The sequence below is a fragment of the Pseudaquabacterium terrae genome, assembly GCF_013266755.1.
GTDB lineage: Bacteria > Pseudomonadota > Gammaproteobacteria > Burkholderiales > Burkholderiaceae_C > Pseudaquabacterium > Pseudaquabacterium terrae.
This window is the reverse complement of record NZ_JABRWJ010000001.1, coordinates 288,056-302,505: the sequence shown is the minus strand read 5'-3', so window position 1 is coordinate 302,505 and position 14,450 is coordinate 288,056. Positions and strand designations below refer to the sequence as shown.

Genomic DNA, 14,450 nt, shown 5'->3' with positions numbered 1-14,450 from the left:
ATGGACATGCCGGTGGCCGGCCTGATCAGGCAGCACCTGATCGACCCCGAGATCTGCATCCGCTGCAACACCTGCGAGGCCACCTGCCCGGTCGGCGCGATCACGCACGACGACCGCAACTACGTCGTGATGGCCGACAAGTGCAACCAGTGCATGGCCTGCATTGCACCCTGCCCCACCGGCTCGATCGACAACTGGCGCACGATGCCCGTGATTCGCGCCTACAGCATCGACGAGCAGCTGGGCTGGGACGAGCTGCCGACGGAGTGGACCGCGGAGCAGCTGGCCGAGGCCGGTGTCGGCGCGGCCGAAGTGGCCGAGACGGTCGCCGCGGTCGAGCTGCCGCCGACGCCGGCGACGGTGGTGATCGAGCAATCGACGCAGGTCTTCAATGCGGCGCAGTACGGCACCACGCTGCCGCCGTGGTCCGCGGCGCACCCGTATTGCAATCTCTACGGCCCGAAAGCGGCGCAAAAATCGATCACCGCAACGGTCACCGGCAATGTGCGCGTCACCGAGGTCGGCACCGACTACGACACGCACCACATCGTGCTCGACTTCGGCGCGATGCCCTTCCCGGTGCTCGAAGGCCAGTCGATCGGCGTGCTGCCGCCGGGCGGGGATGCACAAGGCCGGCCGCACCATGCGCGCCAGTACTCGATCGCCAGCCCGCGCAATGGCGAGCGGCCCGGCTACAACAACGTCTCGCTGACGATCAAGCGCGTGCTGGAGGACTACCAGGGCCGGCCGGTGCGCGGTGTCGCATCCAACTTCATGTGCGATCTGCAGGTCGGCGACAAGGTGCAGGTGATCGGGCCGTTCGGCGCCAGCTTCCTGATGCCCAACCATCCGAAGAGTCACATCGTGATGATCTGCACCGGCACCGGCTCGGCGCCGATGCGGGCGATGACCGAATGGCGGCGGCGCCTGCGCCAATCGGGCAAGTTCGAGGGCGGCAAGCTGCTGCTGTTCTTCGGCGCGCGCACGCGCGAAGAGCTGCCCTACTTCGGCCCGCTGCAGACGCTGCCGAAGGATTTCATCGACATCAATTTCGCGTTCTCGCGCGAGGCCGGCAAGCCCAAGCGCTATGTGCAGGACCTGATGCGCGAGCGCGCGGCGGACGTTGCAGCGCTGCTCGCCGATCCGAATGCCTGCTTCTACGTCTGCGGATTGAAGGCGATGGAAGAAGGCGTGGTGCTCGCGCTGCGCGACGCCGCGCTCCAGGCGGGTCTCGATTGGGAAACCACCGCCGCCGCGCTGAAGCGCGACGGGCGGCTGCACCTCGAGACGTATTGACGTGTCAGCTCAGGCTGCGGCCAATTCGCCGCGCGCCTGCCGCACGACGCTGAACGCGGCTGTCAGCGCCAGCACCGCCATCGTCGCCGCGACGGCCAGATCCGGCCAGCGCGTGCCGGTGCCGAAGACGCCGGCCGCGGCGGCCAGCACCGCGAGGTTGCCGATCGCGTCGTTGCGCGTGCACAGCCACACCGAGCGCATGTTCGCGTCGCCGTCGCGGAAGCGGTAGAGCAGCAGCGCGACGCTCACATTGGCCGTCAGCGCCAATGCGCCGATCAGGCCCATCGTCAGCGGGTCGGGCACGCGGCCGGTGGCGGCGCTCCACAGCGCGTGCACGAGCACGGCCGCACCGTACAAGCCCATGGTCCAGCCCTTGAACAACGCGGCCCGCGCGCGCCAGGCGAAGCCCAGACCGAGCACCGCCAGCGACAGGCCGTAGTTGACCGCGTCGCCGAAGAAGTCCACCGCGTCGGCGAGCAGCGACACCGAGGCCGACTGCAGGCCGCCGGCGATCTCGATCGCGAACATCGCGGCATTGACCGCCAGCGCAATCCACAGCACACGCCGGTAGCGTGCGCACGGGCCGCGCGGCGCATGCGGGGTTTCATGGTGGCAACAGGCTTGTCCCATCGGGCATCTCCATCCGTGATCTGGTTCGATGCCGCGATTGAAAAGCCTGAAGCGGCTACGGAGTCAAGCGCAGGGGCGAGGATGGCTACGCGTGGCGTGCGCGCGAATCGGCCGGCGCCTCGTCCCGTTCACGCAGCCCGTAGTCGCGCAGCACATGCGCGACGCGCAGCCGGTAGTCGGCGAACGCGACTTCGCGCCCGAGTTGCTGCGTGCGGCGATGCGCTTCGAGATTGCGCCATTGCGCGACGGCGGCCTCGTCGCGCCAGAACGACAGCGACAGCAGCTTGTCAGGATGGGTCAGGCTCTGGAAACGCTCGACCGAGATGAAGCCATCGATCGCTTCGAGTGCCGGGCGCAGCGCGGCCGCGGCGTCCAGGTAGGTCTGCAGGTGGCCTTCCTGCGGAATCACCTCGAAGATCACCGCGATCATCGTGCGGCCTCGATGGCTTGCGGCAGGCCGTTGAAGGTGCCTTCGACCAGCTCGGTGAACGTGCGCTCCTCGCGCAGGATGAAGCGCTCGCGCTGCGCGGTCTCGAAATTCGCGCGGCCCTCGGGGTCGGTCTTCAGGCGGCGGCGGTAGGCTTCGTAGTCGGCGAGGCTCGGGAAGCCGATCAGCCCCCAGGCGATGTCGTTGGTGCCTTCGCTGGGCAGGAAGTAGCCGAGCAGGTGGCCGCCGCAGCGCGGGATGATGCGGCCCCAGCGCTCGGCATAGGCGGCGAAGGCCTCGCGCTGGAACGGGTCGATCTGGTAGCGGATGAAGACGGTGATGCTCATGGAGGTGCTCGGTGCGTTGCGGGAGCCCGCATCGTCGCCGCGAACGGCCGCTCGATGCTTCGTTGCAGGGCGAAGTGTCGTGATCCCGGGCGCTGCTAAGGTGAGCGCATGAATACCAACGACATTGCCCGCATCGCGCAGCTGGTCGGCGAGCCGGCGCGCACCGCCATGCTGCTGGCGCTGATGGATGGCCGTGCATTGACCGCGCTGGAGCTCGCGAACGCCGCGCAGGTGACCGCGCCCACCGCCAGCCGGCACCTCGCACTGCTGGTCGACGCGGGGCTCCTGCAGCTGGCGCGCCAGGGCCGCCATCGTTATCACCGGCTCGCCTCGCGCGAGGTCGCGCAGGTGCTCGAAGGCATCATGCAGCTCGCCGCCCGCCATGCGCCCGTTCCGACCAGCCGGCTGGCCACCGGCCCGAAGGACGCTGCGCTGCGCTTCGCCCGCAGCTGCTACGACCACCTCGCGGGCAGCCTGAGCACGGCCATCGCCGAGACGCTGCAGGCCGACGGCGCGATCGTCTTCGACGACGACAGCGGTCGCCTGACCGAGCGGCTGCCGGCCGCGCTGCAACGCCTGGGTTTCGCGGCCGATGCGCTGGACGCCGCCAGCCGCCGCCCCGGCTGCCGCCCGTGCCTGGATTGGGGCGAACGCCGGCCGCATGTCGGCGGCCGGCTCGGCGCGCTGATCCTCGACCAGTGCCTGCAGCGCGGCTGGTTGCGGCGGCAGGCCGATTCGCGCGCCTTGCTGCTGACGCCCCCCGGCGCGGCCGCGCTGCAGCCGTGGATTGGCGCCGAACGCTGGCGGCGGCTGGTGGATCAGCCGCCGCCCTGGCGCTTCAAGTGAGCGTCAACGGGCGAACGGGTTGGCGATCGCGAACCACAGCCCGATGCCGGTGGCAATGATGAAGGCGCCGTCGGTGACGCCGACCGCCAGGAAGTACTTGGTCTGCAGCGTCGGGATCAATTCGGGCTGGCGCGCGGAGCTCTCGAGGAACTTCATCGTCGCCAGGCCGATGCCGAGGCAGGAGCCGAAGGCCGGGATGCCGATCAGCAGTGCGACGGCCAGCGGGAGCAGGTCGATGCCGGTGTTCATGGTGTCTCTTTCAGAATCCGTTTGTCGTGGCGAGTGCTCAGTGCGCGGTGGCCAGCGGCGCGCGGTCCGCGACACGCGAGGCGCGCAAGCCCAGCCCTTGCAGGGTCGCGAAGAGCAGCACGCTGGCGGCGTGCACGGCCAGGAAACCCAGGCCCCAGCCCGTCGGCGTCACTGCGCCGGTGGCCCACAGCGCCGCGCAGCCGAGCGCCCAGCCGACGTTGCCGATGGCGATGACGCCGATCAGCGCCGACCAGACCCGGGCGCTGCGCGCCAGCACGACCAGCAGCACGGCGTAGCCGGCCATGAAGAGGCCACTCTCGACGAGCAGCATCCGCGGCAGCTGCAGGGCATCGGTCAAGGCAGAGGATGCGGCCAACTGCAGCAGCGCCATCGCGCCGGATCCAGCCGCGTCGAGCAGCAGCGCGAACTTCAGCAGCGGGGACGGATGAATGGTTCTCATCGCGAAACTCCTGGGGTCGTTGAGGGATTGACGCCAGTGTCGCGAGCGCGCGCGCGCTTGGCGATTACGTCGGAGGTAGTGCGGTGCTATCGTGCGGCCCGATGCAGGATCGACAGCACGCCTCCGGGCAACCCACCCTCGGCCCGCTCTTGCGCCAATGGCGCTCGCAGCGGCGGCGCAGCCAGCTCGACCTGGCGCTGGACGTCGGTATTTCGGCGCGCCACCTGAGCTTCATCGAGACCGGCCGCTCGCGGCCCAGCGCGCAGGTGCTGATGGCGCTGGCGCAGCAGCTGGAATTGCCGCTGCGCGAACGCAACCGGTTGTTGCTGGCGGGCGGTTATGCGCCGCGTTTTGCCGAGCGCGAGTGGCAATCGGAGAGCATGGCGCCGGTGCGCGCCGCACTGCAGCGGCTGCTCGATGCGCACCATCCCTATCCGGGTGTGGTGCTCGACCGGCAATGGAATGTCGTGATGGCCAATGGCGCGGCGAAGGCGCTGGTGACGCTGCTGCCGCCGTGGCTGATGACACCGCACCTGAACGTTTTTCGGGCCAGCCTGCATCCCGAAGGCATGGCGGCCTTCACGCTGAATTTCGCCGACTGGGGCACCTACCTGCTCGACGCCTTGCGCCGGGCGGTACAGGTCACCGGCGATCGCGCGCTGATGGAGCTCGAGGCCGAGGTGCTGGCGTATCCGAACGTCGCGCCGCTGCGCGAGGCGGCCGAGCGCCAGACCGCGGCGGCCGCGCCGCCGCTGCTGGTGCCCTGCGTGATGCAGATGCCCTTCGGCCGCCTGTCGCTGTTCACGACGCTGACGACCTTCGGCACGCCGCGCGACGTGACGCTCGAAGAGCTGTGCGTCGAGCTCTTCTACCCCGCCGACGAAGCCAGCGAGGCCTTGCTGCGCGCGCACGGGACTTCAGCCGAGCGCTGAAGCCCCGGGCTGCGCGAGAAGCGCTGTCAGGCCGCGGCCGGCGTGGCCTGGTCGCCCGACTCGGCGGGCGTTCCGGCCTTGCGGCCCGCGCGCTTGCGCCCAGCGGGCGCGGCGGCAGCCTTGCGGCCGCGCTTGAAGCCGGGCTTCGGGCCGCGCTTCTTGGCCGGGGCGGCCTCGGCTGCCGGGGCCGCGGGGGCGGCAGCTGCCGCGCCGTCGATCAGGAAGGGCGTGCGGTCCTTGGCGCCGACGATCCACAGCGGCGGCTTGCCGCGGCCGGTCCAGGTCTTGCCGGACTTCGGATCGCGGTACTTCGCGACGCCGACCGTCAGCGTGCCCTTGCTGGCAGGGGCGGCCACGCGCGCGCCGCGCTTGGCGCGCGGTGCCTTCGGCGCGGCCGTCGCCGCGGCCTTGCCGGCGGAGGTCGCCCCACCGCCGAAACCGAGATCGGTGGCCGTCAGCCCATAGGCGGCGATCGCATCGCGAATGCGCTCGATCACGCCCGGGAGCTCGGATTTGCGCAGATTCGCAGCACGCTGCTGCAAACGCTCAATCTCGGCCAGAACCGCGCCATACGTTTCAACCTTCTTCATTGGGATCACCCTCTTCTAATCGACTACCCCGATTGCGGGCCGGCAAAGGCACTGCAATCGCCGCAGGCATAAATGCCTGGGGCGAGGTTTTACATCAATTCGAAGGCAATTTGAATTCGAAACCGAAAATAAACCGCCCGCGCCGATCGCTTCAGGCCGGCTTTGGGGTATAGCCGGCTTCTCGAATCGCGGCGTCGAATTGCCCGGCATTGGCCGTGCGGCTGTCGATTTCGACGCGATGCGCATCGAGGTCGATACGCAGTTGCGCATCGGCATCGACTGCCTTGACCGCCTGCGTGATGGCCGCGCTGCAATGCGCGCAGCTCATGTCGTCGACCTGGAAAACAATCATCGAACAGTCTCCGAGCGGGGCACGGGGCGCGCGCGCAGGCGCAGATCGGCACCGACGCACAGTGCCTCGATGAAATGGAAGCGCCGCGCGTCGGCCAGCTGCGCGAGCGCGGGCAATGCCGCCAGTGCACGCCCCGGGCCGATCAGCAGCGGCGCCTGGTAGATCAGCAATTCGTCGACCAGGTCGGCTTCGAGCAGCGCGGCATTCAGCCGCGGCCCGGCTTCGACATGCAATTCATTGATACCGCGGTCGCCCAGCGCCAGGATCAGCGCGGGCAGGTCGATGCGGCCCTGCGCATTGGCGAATGCACGCACGTCGGCGCCGCGTGCGCGCAATGCTTGCGCGGCGGGGCCTTCGGCGCTCGCGGCGACGATCAGCACCTCGCCCGGCGGATCGAGCAGGCGCGCATCGGGCGGGGTCTGTAAGCGCGCATCGGCGATCACGCGCAGCGGCTGGCGCACGGTGGGCACGTCACGCACGTCCAGGCGCGGGTCGTCGGCGAGCACCGTGCCGATGCCGCTGAGCACCGCGCCAGCGCGCTTGCGCCACTGGTGGCCGTCGGCGCGTGCTTCGGGGCCGGTGATCCAACGGCTTTCGCCGTTGTCGAGCGCGCTGCGGCCATCGATCGATCCCGCCACCTTCAGGCGCACGAAGGGCCGGCCGCGCTCGATGCGCGACAGGAAGCCGATGTTCAACTCGCGCGAATCATCGCCGAGCAACCCGACCTGGACCTCGATGCCCGCCGCGCGCAGGCGCCGCAGGCCCTCGCCGGCGACTTGCGGATGCGGATCGCCGGACGCAACCACGACGCGCCGCAGGCCGGCCTCGATCAACGCGTCGCAGCACGGCGGTGTGCGGCCATGGTGCGCGCAGGGTTCGAGCGTGACATAGGCCGTCGCGCCGGCCAGTGCGTGGCCGCGCTCGCGCGCCATGCGCAGGGCCATCACCTCGGCATGCGCCTGCCCGGCCGCCTGCGTATGACCTTCGGCGACCCAGCCGTCGCCGACCAGCACGCAGCCGACGCGCGGATTCGGGTCGGACAGGCCGATGGCCTCGGCGGCGAGCTGCAAAGCGCGCCGCATATGACGTTCGTCGTTGGCCGAAAAGCTGCCTGAAACATTCATGCGGTGATTGTGCCGCTGCGCCTGTCGCTTGCGGGACAACAAAGCAGTCGCACGGGTTGTGCGCAAATCACGCTGGCACGCGTGGCGAATGCCACGAACGAGGGGTTACCGCGGCAGGCCGCGTGCGTAAGATGGACTGACGATGGACGGGCGACTCGACACCAGCGGACGATTCAGCAACAGCGGGCTGTTCTGGCCCAGCGACCGGCATTTGTTCCGCCGCCGCCGCTCCGCGGCGCTGCGCCTGCTCGGCGCGCTGCTGGTCGTCGGCTCGGCGGTGCTGCTGGCATTCGGCCTCGGCATCGTGCACTGACCGGCTTCGCCGGTCATCGCGCGTTGCGACCGGGTGCGCGCAGGTCAGATCACCTTGTCGACCGGCCGCGCCGGTCAGATCACGTCGTCGACCGGCGCATACAACACGCGCTGATAACGTGACATTGACGCGGCATCGACGATGCCGAGCCAGCGCGCCACTTCGTCGACCGATCGCCCGCGCCGCAGCTGCCGCAGCGCAAAAGTGTGGCGCAGGCGAAACGAGCCGCCGCGCACCACGTCGTGGTCGAAGCCCGCCGCGCCGAGCACCTGCTTGACGGCCTGGTACTGCGCCACCTTGCCCCAGGGCTTGCCGCTCTTGGTCGACGGAAAGAGCTGCTCGCCGGCAATGCCGTTGTGCGCCCGCACCTCGAGCCAATGCCGCAGCAGCAAGCCGGCCCAGGCGGCGATCGGCGCTTCATGCGCCGGCGCACTGCCGGTGGCCTCGACCTGCAGCTTCCACGGCAGGTCCTTGCGGCGGCCGCCGGCGATCACCACCGACGACAGCGTCAGCCCGCGCACGTCGCCCGGCCCGAGCCCGGCGCCGAGCTGCAGCGCGACGGCGCAGCGGTTGCGCAGCTCCTGCCAGCCCTGCACCGCGGGCCGCTGGCCGGCCCGCGGCCGCGCCTGCGACAGGTGGTCGACCAACTGTCGCGCCTGGGCCGCGTTCAGGTGCTCGGGCAAGGGATCGGCATCGCTGGCATTTGCGTAGCGCCAGTCCGGCCGGCTGTCGAGCAGCTCGGCGGCCGCCAGATTGGCCGGCCGCGCAAGCCGCCGGCCACGCTGGTTCAGCACGCGGTCGACGAGGTGCAGCAGGCGCCAGACATACCGCGGCGACAGCTCCTGGTCCGGCCCCTCCGCACCGCAGCGCGAGGCGATGAAGGCCTCGAGGTCGGCGGCGGTCAGCGTCTCCAGGTGCAGCGGCGGGTTCTGCGACACGCACCACTTCGTCAGCACCGACCACAGGTGCCGGTAGACCTCTTCCGACGAGTCGCGCGCCAGCGTGCCGGCATGGCGCGCCTGAGCCAGCCAGCGCTCGAAGCCATCGCGAAAGGCGGGCAGCGGCGAATCGCTGCGCTCGAACAGGTCACCAGTTTGAGAATGAACCAACGGCATGCGCTTGATCTTACACAACCCACCCACTTCCACCAACTTCACGCCCGCCCTTCCCAGCACCTGCGTACCGCTCATCCGCCATACCCACCTCAATCCCACTCCCATCCCGAAACCCTGAATGCCGCCTTGACCACCAACCGCCGGCCGTTGGTTCATTCTTGAACGATGGCGGCATTCGGCTAGGCTGCCCGCCGCAGCGACCAAGCGCGAGTGAACGGGGAACGGCAGATGAGCGGCATCGGATTCATGGTGGTTTTTGTCGGTGCCGGCCTCGGCGCCTGCCTGCGCTGGGTGCTCGCGCTGTGGCTGAATCCGCTGCTGCCGACGCTGCCGCTCGGCACGCTGGCTGCCAATCTGGTCGGCGGCCTGCTGATCGGCATCGCCGGGGCCTGCCTCGGTCCCGGCGGCCTCACGGCACCCGAGTGGCGCCTCTTCGCGGTCACCGGTTTCCTCGGCGGCCTGACGACCTTCTCGACCTTCTCGGCCGAGGTGGTCGGATTGATCGAGCGCCAGCAACACGCCTGGGCATTGGCGACCGCCTCGACCCATCTGGCCGGGTCGCTGGCACTGACGGCCCTCGGGCTGCTGCTCGGGCGAGCCTGCATGGGGGCTCGTTAACATCCCCGCTGGTCTCGAACCGGAGTTCTCCGATGTCCGCCTACATGCTGCTGGTGCTCGAACCGCCCGGCCAACGCCGCCAACGCAACGAAACCCAGGCCCGCGAGGCCTGGGACCGCATGACCGGCTTCGCTGGCGACCTGAAGCGGCGCGGGCTGCTGCAGGCCACCGAATCGCTGCGCATCGACGACCAGATCCGCCGCGTCGAGAAACGCGAGGGCCGCGCCCGCGTGCTCGACGGCCCGTTCGCCGAGGCCAAGGAAATCATCGGCGGCTTCTTCCTGCTGAATTGCGATACCCAGGAAGAGGCGCTGGCGCTGGCGCGCGAATGCCCGGCCGCCGAGTGGGCCAGCGTCGAAGTGCGCCGCATCGGCGCCTGCTTCGAAGATTCGCTCTGACGCGCCAAGGGTTTCCACCGAGGTGATGGCGTGTCGATCGGACGCGTGGTCGTTCGTCGTGTGAACAGCAGCCGCTGAAACCCGCGGCGCTCCGCCCATCCCAGGCCAGTTGGAGAAACACGATGCGATTCATGATCATGGTCCGCGCCAACGCGGAATCCGAGAGCGAGACCAGCCCGGTCGCCGATGAGGCGCTGATGGCCGCGATGGCCGACTACCACGAGCAACTGGTGCAGGCCGGCGTGCTGCTCGATGCCAACGGCCTGCAGCCGAGCGCCAAGGGCTGGCGCATCCGCTACCACCACGGCAAGGGCACGGTGGTCGACGGCCCGTTCGCCGAGTCCAAGGAGCTGATCGCCGGCTACACGGTCATCCAGGTGGCCTCGCGCGAAGAAGCGCTCGAATGGTCGCGCCGCTTTCCGTCGCCGTTCGGTGCGTCGGATTGCGAGATCGAAGTGCGCCAGTTGTACGAGCTGGAAGACTTCGGCGAAAGCAAAGAGGTCGAACGTTTCCGCGAAATGGGCGTGGGCCGAAGCTAAAGCCCGCGGCCGATGGTCTCGTCCCAGCCGACCCACCGCGCGATCGAAGCCGTCTGGCGCATCGAGGCCGCGAAGATCGTCGCCGTCGTCGCGCGCATGACGCGCGATCTGGGCGTCGCCGAGGAGCTGGCGCAGGACGCACTGGTTGCGGCCCTCGAGCACTGGCCCGCGACCGGCGTGCCCGACAACCCGGGCGCCTGGCTGGTGGCCACCGCGAAACGCCGCGCGCTCGACCACCTGCGCCACCGCCAGCTTCAGGAGCGCAAGCATGAAGAGATCGGCCATGACCTCGAGGCGCAGGAGGCGCTGATCGTGCCGGACTTCGTCGACGCCCTCGACGCGGCGCGCGCCGACCGCATCGGCGACGACCTGCTGCGGCTGATCTTCACCGCCTGCCACCCGGTGCTGTCGACCGAAGCGCGCGCCGCGTTGACGCTGCGCCTGCTCGGCGGCCTGACCACCGACGAGATCGCCCGCGCCTTCCTGGTGCCGGAGCCGACGATCGCGCAGCGCATCGTGCGCGCCAAGCGCACGCTGGCGGCCGCGAAAGTGCCCTTCGAGCTGCCGCGCGACGAATCGCTGGCGGCGCGGCTGGCCTCGGTGCTCGAGGTGCTGTACCTGATCTTCAACGAGGGCTACACAGCGACCGCCGGCAGCGACTGGATGCGCCCGGCCTTGTGCGACGAGGCGCTGCGGCTGGCGCGTGTGCTCTGCGGCCTGGCACCGAACGAGCCCGAGGTCCACGGCCTTTGCGCGTTACTCGAGCTGCAGTCGTCGCGCGCCGCCGCGCGCACCGATGCCACCGGCAAGCCGGTGCTGCTGCTGGAGCAGAACCGCGCGCGCTGGGACCCGCTGCTGATCCGACGGGGGCTGGCGGCGCTGCAGCGCGCCGAAGTGCTGGCGGCCGCCGCCGGAGCGCTGGGGCCCTACGCGCTGCAGGCCTCGATCGCTGCCTGCCATGCGCGTGCCCGCACCGCCGACGCGACCGACTGGCCGCGCATCGCGGCGTTGTACGACGCGCTGGCCCAGCTCGCGCCGTCGCCGGTGGTCGAGCTCAACCGCGCGGTCGCGGTGGCGATGGCCTTCGGGCCGGCGGCGGGACTGGAGCTCGTCGACGCGCTGGTCGACGAACCGTCACTGGCGCAGTACCACTGGCTGCCGAGCGTGCGCGGCGACTTCCTGATGAAGCTCGGCCGCGCCGCCGAGGCGCAGCACGAGTTCGAACGCGCCGCAGCGCTGGCGCTCAATGCGCGCGAACGCGAGCTGCTGCATGAGCGCGCGTTGCAGGCGGCCGCCGCTGTCGCAACGCCCGCCACGCGCCACTGAAGCGACGCGCTCAGCCGGCGCTGGCGTACTTGATCGAGCAGCCGTAGGCCTGCGTCGTCGGCTGCGACACCGGCTTGCCGGCGAACACTTCGTCGAGCGCCTGGCGCACGTAGTTCGTCGCGCTCTTGATGTCGGCCGGGTTGGCGGTCGGCTTGCTGTCGATCGCGCCGGCGTAGACCAGCTTGCCCTGCGGATCGATCACGTACATGTGCGGCGTCGTGCGCGCGCCGTAGCTGCGGCCGATCTTGCCGTCATCGTCCATCAGGGTCGCCGTCGTCGCCGCGGACTTCGATGTCAGCCAGCCCGCCAGGTCGGCCGGCGGCCGGTAGTCGCCGGCCTCCTTGGCGGTCGACGACACTGCGAGCCACACTGCCCCCTTCGCCAATGCATCCTTCTGCGTCGCCGGCATGTTGGCGCTGTTGTAGTGCTTCTGCACGAACGGGCAGCCGGGGTTGACCCATTCGAGCACCACGTACTTGCCCTTGAAGTCAGCCAGCTTGACCGTCTTGCCGGTGGCGTCCTGCACGCTGAAGGCCGGTGCGGGCTGGTTGACGGCGGCTTGCGCCATGGCCGCCGAGCTGCCCGCCAGGCCCAAGCCCACGGCGACCGCCGTGATCCATCGTTTCATTGTTCGCTCCTTGATGACGTGCCGGCGTCTGCCGCCGTGGCGACCGGCGTGCCCGCCGGCTTCGAATCCGGTGCCGACGGCCAGGCGGCGATCGCCTCGCGCACCTCGGCCACCGACAGCATTTCGGACAACAGCCGCGGCGCGGCTTCGCCCGGTCCGTACAACGCATAGACCGGCACGCCGCTGCGGCCCAGCTCATTCAGTGCCGCGGTGATGCGCGCGTCCTTGCGCGTCCAGTCGGCGCGCAGCAGCAGCACACGCTTGCGCTCGAAGTCGGCCATCACCTCGCGCTGCGCCAGCACGACCCGCTTGTTGAACTGGCAGGTGACGCACCAGGCGGCGGTGAAATCGACGAAGACCGGCCGGCCGGTCGCCTGTGCTTCACGCACGCGCTGCGCGCTCCATGGCTGCCATGCGGCGGCACTGAGCGCCGCGGGCAGCTTGGCGCCCGCGGCCTGCAGCTGCGCTTCATCGCGCAGCAGCCACGGCGCGGTCCAGCCCGCGGCCACCACCAGCAGCGCCAGCGCGCCACCGCGCCAGGCCCAGCGCCGCGCGCCGCCGCGACTGATCGAGAAGATCCAGGCGACGAACGCCACCAGCACCAGCAGGCCGAGCAGCGCCGCGGCGCCATCGACGCCGACCTGCTGGCCGATCACCCACAGCAGCCAGACGACGGTGGCGAACATCGGAAAGGCCATCGCCGCCTTGAAGTGCGCCATCCACGGCCCCGGTCGCGGCAGCCAGTCGGTCAGGCGCGGCCAGGCAGCGATCAAAAGGTAGGGCGCCGCCATGCCGGCGCCCAGCATCGCGAACAGGCCGAGCGCGATGCCCGCCGGCTGCGTCAGCGCCGCGCCGAGCGCTGCGCCCATGAACGGCGCCGTGCACGGCGAAGCGATCAGCACCGCCAGCACGCCCGTCAGCGCGTGGTCGACGAGCGGCCGGCGCGCGCGTTTCGTGCAGACGCTGTCGGGCGCGAACTTGCCGAACTCGAACACGCCCGCCAGGTTCAGCCCGAGCATCGTGAACAGCAGCGCCAGGCCGGCGACGAAAGCGGGCGACTGCAGCTGGAAGCCCCAGCCGAGCCCGGCCCCGGCGGCGCGCAGCATCAGCAGCAGCGCCGCCAGCCCGACGAAGGACGTGATCACGCCAGCCGAATAAGCCAGCCCGCCGGCCAGCAACGCGCGGCGCTGGCCGACGTCGTGCGTGAAGCCGAGCACTTTGAGCGATAGCACCGGGAACACGCAAGGCATCAGATTCAGCAGCAGCCCACCGGCAAAGGCGAGCACCCAGGCCAGGGCGAGCGACATCCCTTCATCCGCCGGCACCGGCTGCTCCGACGCCGCGGTCCCAGGCGCCGCGACCGCCGGTGCGGCCGCCCCCTGCGGCGCGGCGCCCGGGGCCGGCCACGCGCCCTCGACGCGGAAGCCCACCTGCACCGCGTCGGCCGCACCGGGCCGCGCCAGCACGGCATCGAGCAGCGCCGGACTCGCGCTGCGCTGCGCCGACAGCGGCACGCGCAGCAGCAGCCGCTCGCCCTGCCAGCGCGCTTCGATGCGGCCGGCATGTTCGATCAAGCCGGCATCGGCGGCGAAATACTCGACCGCCTGGCCGCGCCAACCCGCCGGCAGCCCGTCGACCTGGAGCGCCAGCGCGGCGCCGTCGACCCGCGCGGTGGCGCGCGCGTTGGCCAGCGGCCGCGGCTGCGCGGCACGTGCGGCCTCGAACAGCGCACCATGCGCGGCGGTAGCCGCCTGCGCCGGCAACTGCAGCCGGAATTCGCCCGACTCGGGAATGCAGACTTCCTTGCACACCAGCCAGTCGGCGCGCAATCCGATCGTCAGGTTCGCACCGGCCGGTGGCTGGGTCACCTGCACCGGCACCGGCAGCAGCAGCCGGCCTTCGTAGCCGTAATTGACCAGCGGTCCGACCGGCAACCGGTGCGGTCGCGGCCATTGGATCTCACCCGCCGCCAGGCCCGCCGGCAGCTGCCACGTGAGTGTCGTCGGCAAGCCCGAATCGCCGGGATTGCGCCAATAGGTGTGCCAATGCGGCTGGTGCTCGATCAACAGCCCGAGCATCAGCGGCTTGCCGGGCGCAACGCCCTCCGGCGCATGGGCCAGCAATTCGGCGCGCACCTGATCGGTCCGCACCACCGCGCTGTCGGCGGCCCACGCCGGCGCGCATGCCGCGGCGATGCCGCAGGCCCCACCCAGGGCCGCAGCCCATCGCCACCACGAAATTTTTTGCATGCGGATCGCAC

The 14,450-nt window shown here is 70.4% G+C and carries 19 protein-coding genes; 8 read left to right on the top strand and 11 right to left on the bottom strand.

Features of this window, described 5'->3' with window-relative positions; translation table 11 throughout:
- On the top strand, positions 1–1,296 hold the full coding sequence (boxA, locus tag HLB44_RS01445; protein ID WP_173119865.1) for a benzoyl-CoA 2,3-epoxidase subunit BoxA: 1,296 nt from the start codon (positions 1–3) through the stop codon (positions 1,294–1,296).
- A 9-nt stretch (positions 1,297–1,305) separates the two neighbouring features.
- On the opposite strand, the gene HLB44_RS01440 is transcribed toward boxA, so the two are convergent.
- From HLB44_RS01440 to HLB44_RS01430, 3 genes are all read right to left on the bottom strand, one after another.
- On the bottom strand, positions 1,306–1,926 hold the full coding sequence (locus HLB44_RS01440) for a cation efflux transmembrane domain-containing protein (RefSeq protein WP_173119863.1): 621 nt from the start codon (positions 1,924–1,926) through the stop codon (positions 1,306–1,308).
- A gap of 85 nt (positions 1,927–2,011) precedes the next feature.
- Complete coding sequence (locus HLB44_RS01435) at positions 2,012–2,356, bottom strand: antibiotic biosynthesis monooxygenase family protein (protein ID WP_173119861.1); 345 nt, start codon at positions 2,354–2,356, stop codon at positions 2,012–2,014.
- Positions 2,353–2,700 (bottom strand): NIPSNAP family protein, encoded by a 348-nt coding sequence (locus HLB44_RS01430; protein ID WP_173119860.1) that lies wholly within the window; start codon positions 2,698–2,700, stop codon positions 2,353–2,355. The genes HLB44_RS01435 and HLB44_RS01430 overlap by 4 nt, the downstream gene beginning before the upstream one ends.
- Positions 2,701–2,808: 108 nt before the next feature.
- On the opposite strand from HLB44_RS01430, the gene HLB44_RS01425 reads away from it, so the two are divergent.
- A complete protein-coding gene (locus tag HLB44_RS01425; protein WP_173119858.1) occupies positions 2,809–3,546 on the top strand; it encodes an ArsR/SmtB family transcription factor in 738 nt (245 codons plus the stop codon).
- 3 nt (positions 3,547–3,549) lie between these two features.
- Here the strand turns inward: HLB44_RS01425 and atpE are convergent, their stop codons facing one another.
- Positions 3,550–3,795 (bottom strand): F0F1 ATP synthase subunit C, encoded by a 246-nt coding sequence (atpE, locus tag HLB44_RS01420; protein ID WP_173119856.1) that lies wholly within the window; start codon positions 3,793–3,795, stop codon positions 3,550–3,552.
- A 37-nt stretch (positions 3,796–3,832) separates the two neighbouring features.
- Positions 3,833–4,255, bottom strand: a complete 423-nt coding sequence (locus tag HLB44_RS01415; protein ID WP_173119854.1) for a hypothetical protein — start codon at positions 4,253–4,255, stop codon at positions 3,833–3,835.
- A 101-nt stretch (positions 4,256–4,356) separates the two neighbouring features.
- Here HLB44_RS01415 and HLB44_RS01410 point away from each other — a divergent pair, with 101 nt between their 5' ends.
- Complete coding sequence (locus HLB44_RS01410) at positions 4,357–5,187, top strand: helix-turn-helix domain-containing protein (RefSeq protein WP_173119852.1); 831 nt, start codon at positions 4,357–4,359, stop codon at positions 5,185–5,187.
- A gap of 26 nt (positions 5,188–5,213) precedes the next feature.
- Here HLB44_RS01410 and HLB44_RS01405 read toward each other — a convergent pair whose 3' ends face one another.
- The 3 genes from HLB44_RS01405 to ribD form a co-directional block, all read right to left on the bottom strand.
- Entirely contained in the window at positions 5,214–5,777 is a 564-nt protein-coding gene (locus HLB44_RS01405; protein WP_173119850.1) for an H-NS histone family protein, read from the bottom strand.
- Positions 5,778–5,928: 151 nt separating this feature from the next.
- Positions 5,929–6,129, bottom strand: a complete 201-nt coding sequence (locus HLB44_RS01400) for a heavy-metal-associated domain-containing protein (protein ID WP_173119848.1) — start codon at positions 6,127–6,129, stop codon at positions 5,929–5,931.
- Positions 6,126–7,253, bottom strand: a complete 1,128-nt coding sequence (gene ribD / locus HLB44_RS01395) for a bifunctional diaminohydroxyphosphoribosylaminopyrimidine deaminase/5-amino-6-(5-phosphoribosylamino)uracil reductase RibD (protein ID WP_246312003.1) — start codon at positions 7,251–7,253, stop codon at positions 6,126–6,128. The genes HLB44_RS01400 and ribD overlap by 4 nt, the downstream gene beginning before the upstream one ends.
- 142 nt (positions 7,254–7,395) lie before the next feature.
- Here ribD and HLB44_RS01390 point away from each other — a divergent pair, with 142 nt between their 5' ends.
- Positions 7,396–7,566 carry a hypothetical protein gene (locus tag HLB44_RS01390; RefSeq protein WP_173119846.1) on the top strand — a complete coding sequence of 57 codons (171 nt, stop codon included), beginning with the start codon at positions 7,396–7,398 and terminating at the stop codon, positions 7,564–7,566.
- 74 nt (positions 7,567–7,640) lie between these two features.
- Here the strand turns inward: HLB44_RS01390 and HLB44_RS01385 are convergent, their stop codons facing one another.
- Positions 7,641–8,681, bottom strand: coding sequence for a tyrosine-type recombinase/integrase (locus tag HLB44_RS01385; RefSeq protein WP_173119844.1), 1,041 nt, complete (start codon positions 8,679–8,681; stop codon positions 7,641–7,643).
- A 228-nt stretch (positions 8,682–8,909) separates the two neighbouring features.
- Between HLB44_RS01385 and crcB the strand changes: the two genes are divergently transcribed.
- From crcB to HLB44_RS01365, 4 genes are all read left to right on the top strand, one after another.
- Positions 8,910–9,299, top strand: a complete 390-nt coding sequence (crcB, locus tag HLB44_RS01380; protein ID WP_173119842.1) for a fluoride efflux transporter CrcB — start codon at positions 8,910–8,912, stop codon at positions 9,297–9,299.
- Between the two features lie 32 nt (positions 9,300–9,331).
- Positions 9,332–9,697 carry a YciI family protein gene (locus tag HLB44_RS01375; protein ID WP_173119840.1) on the top strand — a complete coding sequence of 122 codons (366 nt, stop codon included), beginning with the start codon at positions 9,332–9,334 and terminating at the stop codon, positions 9,695–9,697.
- A gap of 122 nt (positions 9,698–9,819) precedes the next feature.
- Positions 9,820–10,236 carry a YciI family protein gene (locus tag HLB44_RS01370; protein WP_173119838.1) on the top strand — a complete coding sequence of 139 codons (417 nt, stop codon included), beginning with the start codon at positions 9,820–9,822 and terminating at the stop codon, positions 10,234–10,236.
- A gap of 12 nt (positions 10,237–10,248) precedes the next feature.
- Complete coding sequence (locus tag HLB44_RS01365; RefSeq protein ID WP_173119836.1) at positions 10,249–11,562, top strand: RNA polymerase sigma factor; 1,314 nt, start codon at positions 10,249–10,251, stop codon at positions 11,560–11,562.
- A 10-nt stretch (positions 11,563–11,572) separates the two neighbouring features.
- Here the strand turns inward: HLB44_RS01365 and HLB44_RS01360 are convergent, their stop codons facing one another.
- Both HLB44_RS01360 and HLB44_RS01355 read right to left on the bottom strand, forming a co-directional pair.
- Positions 11,573–12,190 (bottom strand): thioredoxin family protein, encoded by a 618-nt coding sequence (locus tag HLB44_RS01360; protein ID WP_173119834.1) that lies wholly within the window; start codon positions 12,188–12,190, stop codon positions 11,573–11,575.
- Positions 12,187–14,439, bottom strand: coding sequence for a protein-disulfide reductase DsbD family protein (locus tag HLB44_RS01355; protein ID WP_173119832.1), 2,253 nt, complete (start codon positions 14,437–14,439; stop codon positions 12,187–12,189). The genes HLB44_RS01360 and HLB44_RS01355 overlap by 4 nt, the downstream gene beginning before the upstream one ends.
- Between the last annotated feature and the right edge of the window lie 11 nt (positions 14,440–14,450).

What these genes read in the sequence shown, in the direction of transcription:
- boxA (WP_173119865.1), top strand. Translation starts at nt 1, where the DNA reads ATGGACATGCCGGTGGCCGGCCTGATCAGGCAGCACCTGATCGACCCC.
- HLB44_RS01440 (WP_173119863.1), bottom strand. Translation starts at nt 1,926, where the DNA reads ATGGGACAAGCCTGTTGCCACCATGAAACCCCGCATGCGCCGCGCGGC.
- HLB44_RS01435 (WP_173119861.1), bottom strand. Translation starts at nt 2,356, where the DNA reads ATGATCGCGGTGATCTTCGAGGTGATTCCGCAGGAAGGCCACCTGCAG.
- HLB44_RS01430 (WP_173119860.1), bottom strand. Translation starts at nt 2,700, where the DNA reads ATGAGCATCACCGTCTTCATCCGCTACCAGATCGACCCGTTCCAGCGC.
- HLB44_RS01425 (WP_173119858.1), top strand. Translation starts at nt 2,809, where the DNA reads ATGAATACCAACGACATTGCCCGCATCGCGCAGCTGGTCGGCGAGCCG.
- atpE (WP_173119856.1), bottom strand. Translation starts at nt 3,795, where the DNA reads ATGAACACCGGCATCGACCTGCTCCCGCTGGCCGTCGCACTGCTGATC.
- HLB44_RS01415 (WP_173119854.1), bottom strand. Translation starts at nt 4,255, where the DNA reads ATGAGAACCATTCATCCGTCCCCGCTGCTGAAGTTCGCGCTGCTGCTC.
- HLB44_RS01410 (WP_173119852.1), top strand. Translation starts at nt 4,357, where the DNA reads ATGCAGGATCGACAGCACGCCTCCGGGCAACCCACCCTCGGCCCGCTC.
- HLB44_RS01405 (WP_173119850.1), bottom strand. Translation starts at nt 5,777, where the DNA reads ATGAAGAAGGTTGAAACGTATGGCGCGGTTCTGGCCGAGATTGAGCGT.
- HLB44_RS01400 (WP_173119848.1), bottom strand. Translation starts at nt 6,129, where the DNA reads ATGATTGTTTTCCAGGTCGACGACATGAGCTGCGCGCATTGCAGCGCG.
- ribD (WP_246312003.1), bottom strand. Translation starts at nt 7,253, where the DNA reads ATGAATGTTTCAGGCAGCTTTTCGGCCAACGACGAACGTCATATGCGG.
- HLB44_RS01390 (WP_173119846.1), top strand. Translation starts at nt 7,396, where the DNA reads ATGGACGGGCGACTCGACACCAGCGGACGATTCAGCAACAGCGGGCTG.
- HLB44_RS01385 (WP_173119844.1), bottom strand. Translation starts at nt 8,681, where the DNA reads ATGCCGTTGGTTCATTCTCAAACTGGTGACCTGTTCGAGCGCAGCGAT.
- crcB (WP_173119842.1), top strand. Translation starts at nt 8,910, where the DNA reads ATGAGCGGCATCGGATTCATGGTGGTTTTTGTCGGTGCCGGCCTCGGC.
- HLB44_RS01375 (WP_173119840.1), top strand. Translation starts at nt 9,332, where the DNA reads ATGTCCGCCTACATGCTGCTGGTGCTCGAACCGCCCGGCCAACGCCGC.
- HLB44_RS01370 (WP_173119838.1), top strand. Translation starts at nt 9,820, where the DNA reads ATGCGATTCATGATCATGGTCCGCGCCAACGCGGAATCCGAGAGCGAG.
- HLB44_RS01365 (WP_173119836.1), top strand. Translation starts at nt 10,249, where the DNA reads ATGGTCTCGTCCCAGCCGACCCACCGCGCGATCGAAGCCGTCTGGCGC.
- HLB44_RS01360 (WP_173119834.1), bottom strand. Translation starts at nt 12,190, where the DNA reads ATGAAACGATGGATCACGGCGGTCGCCGTGGGCTTGGGCCTGGCGGGC.
- HLB44_RS01355 (WP_173119832.1), bottom strand. Translation starts at nt 14,439, where the DNA reads ATGCAAAAAATTTCGTGGTGGCGATGGGCTGCGGCCCTGGGTGGGGCC.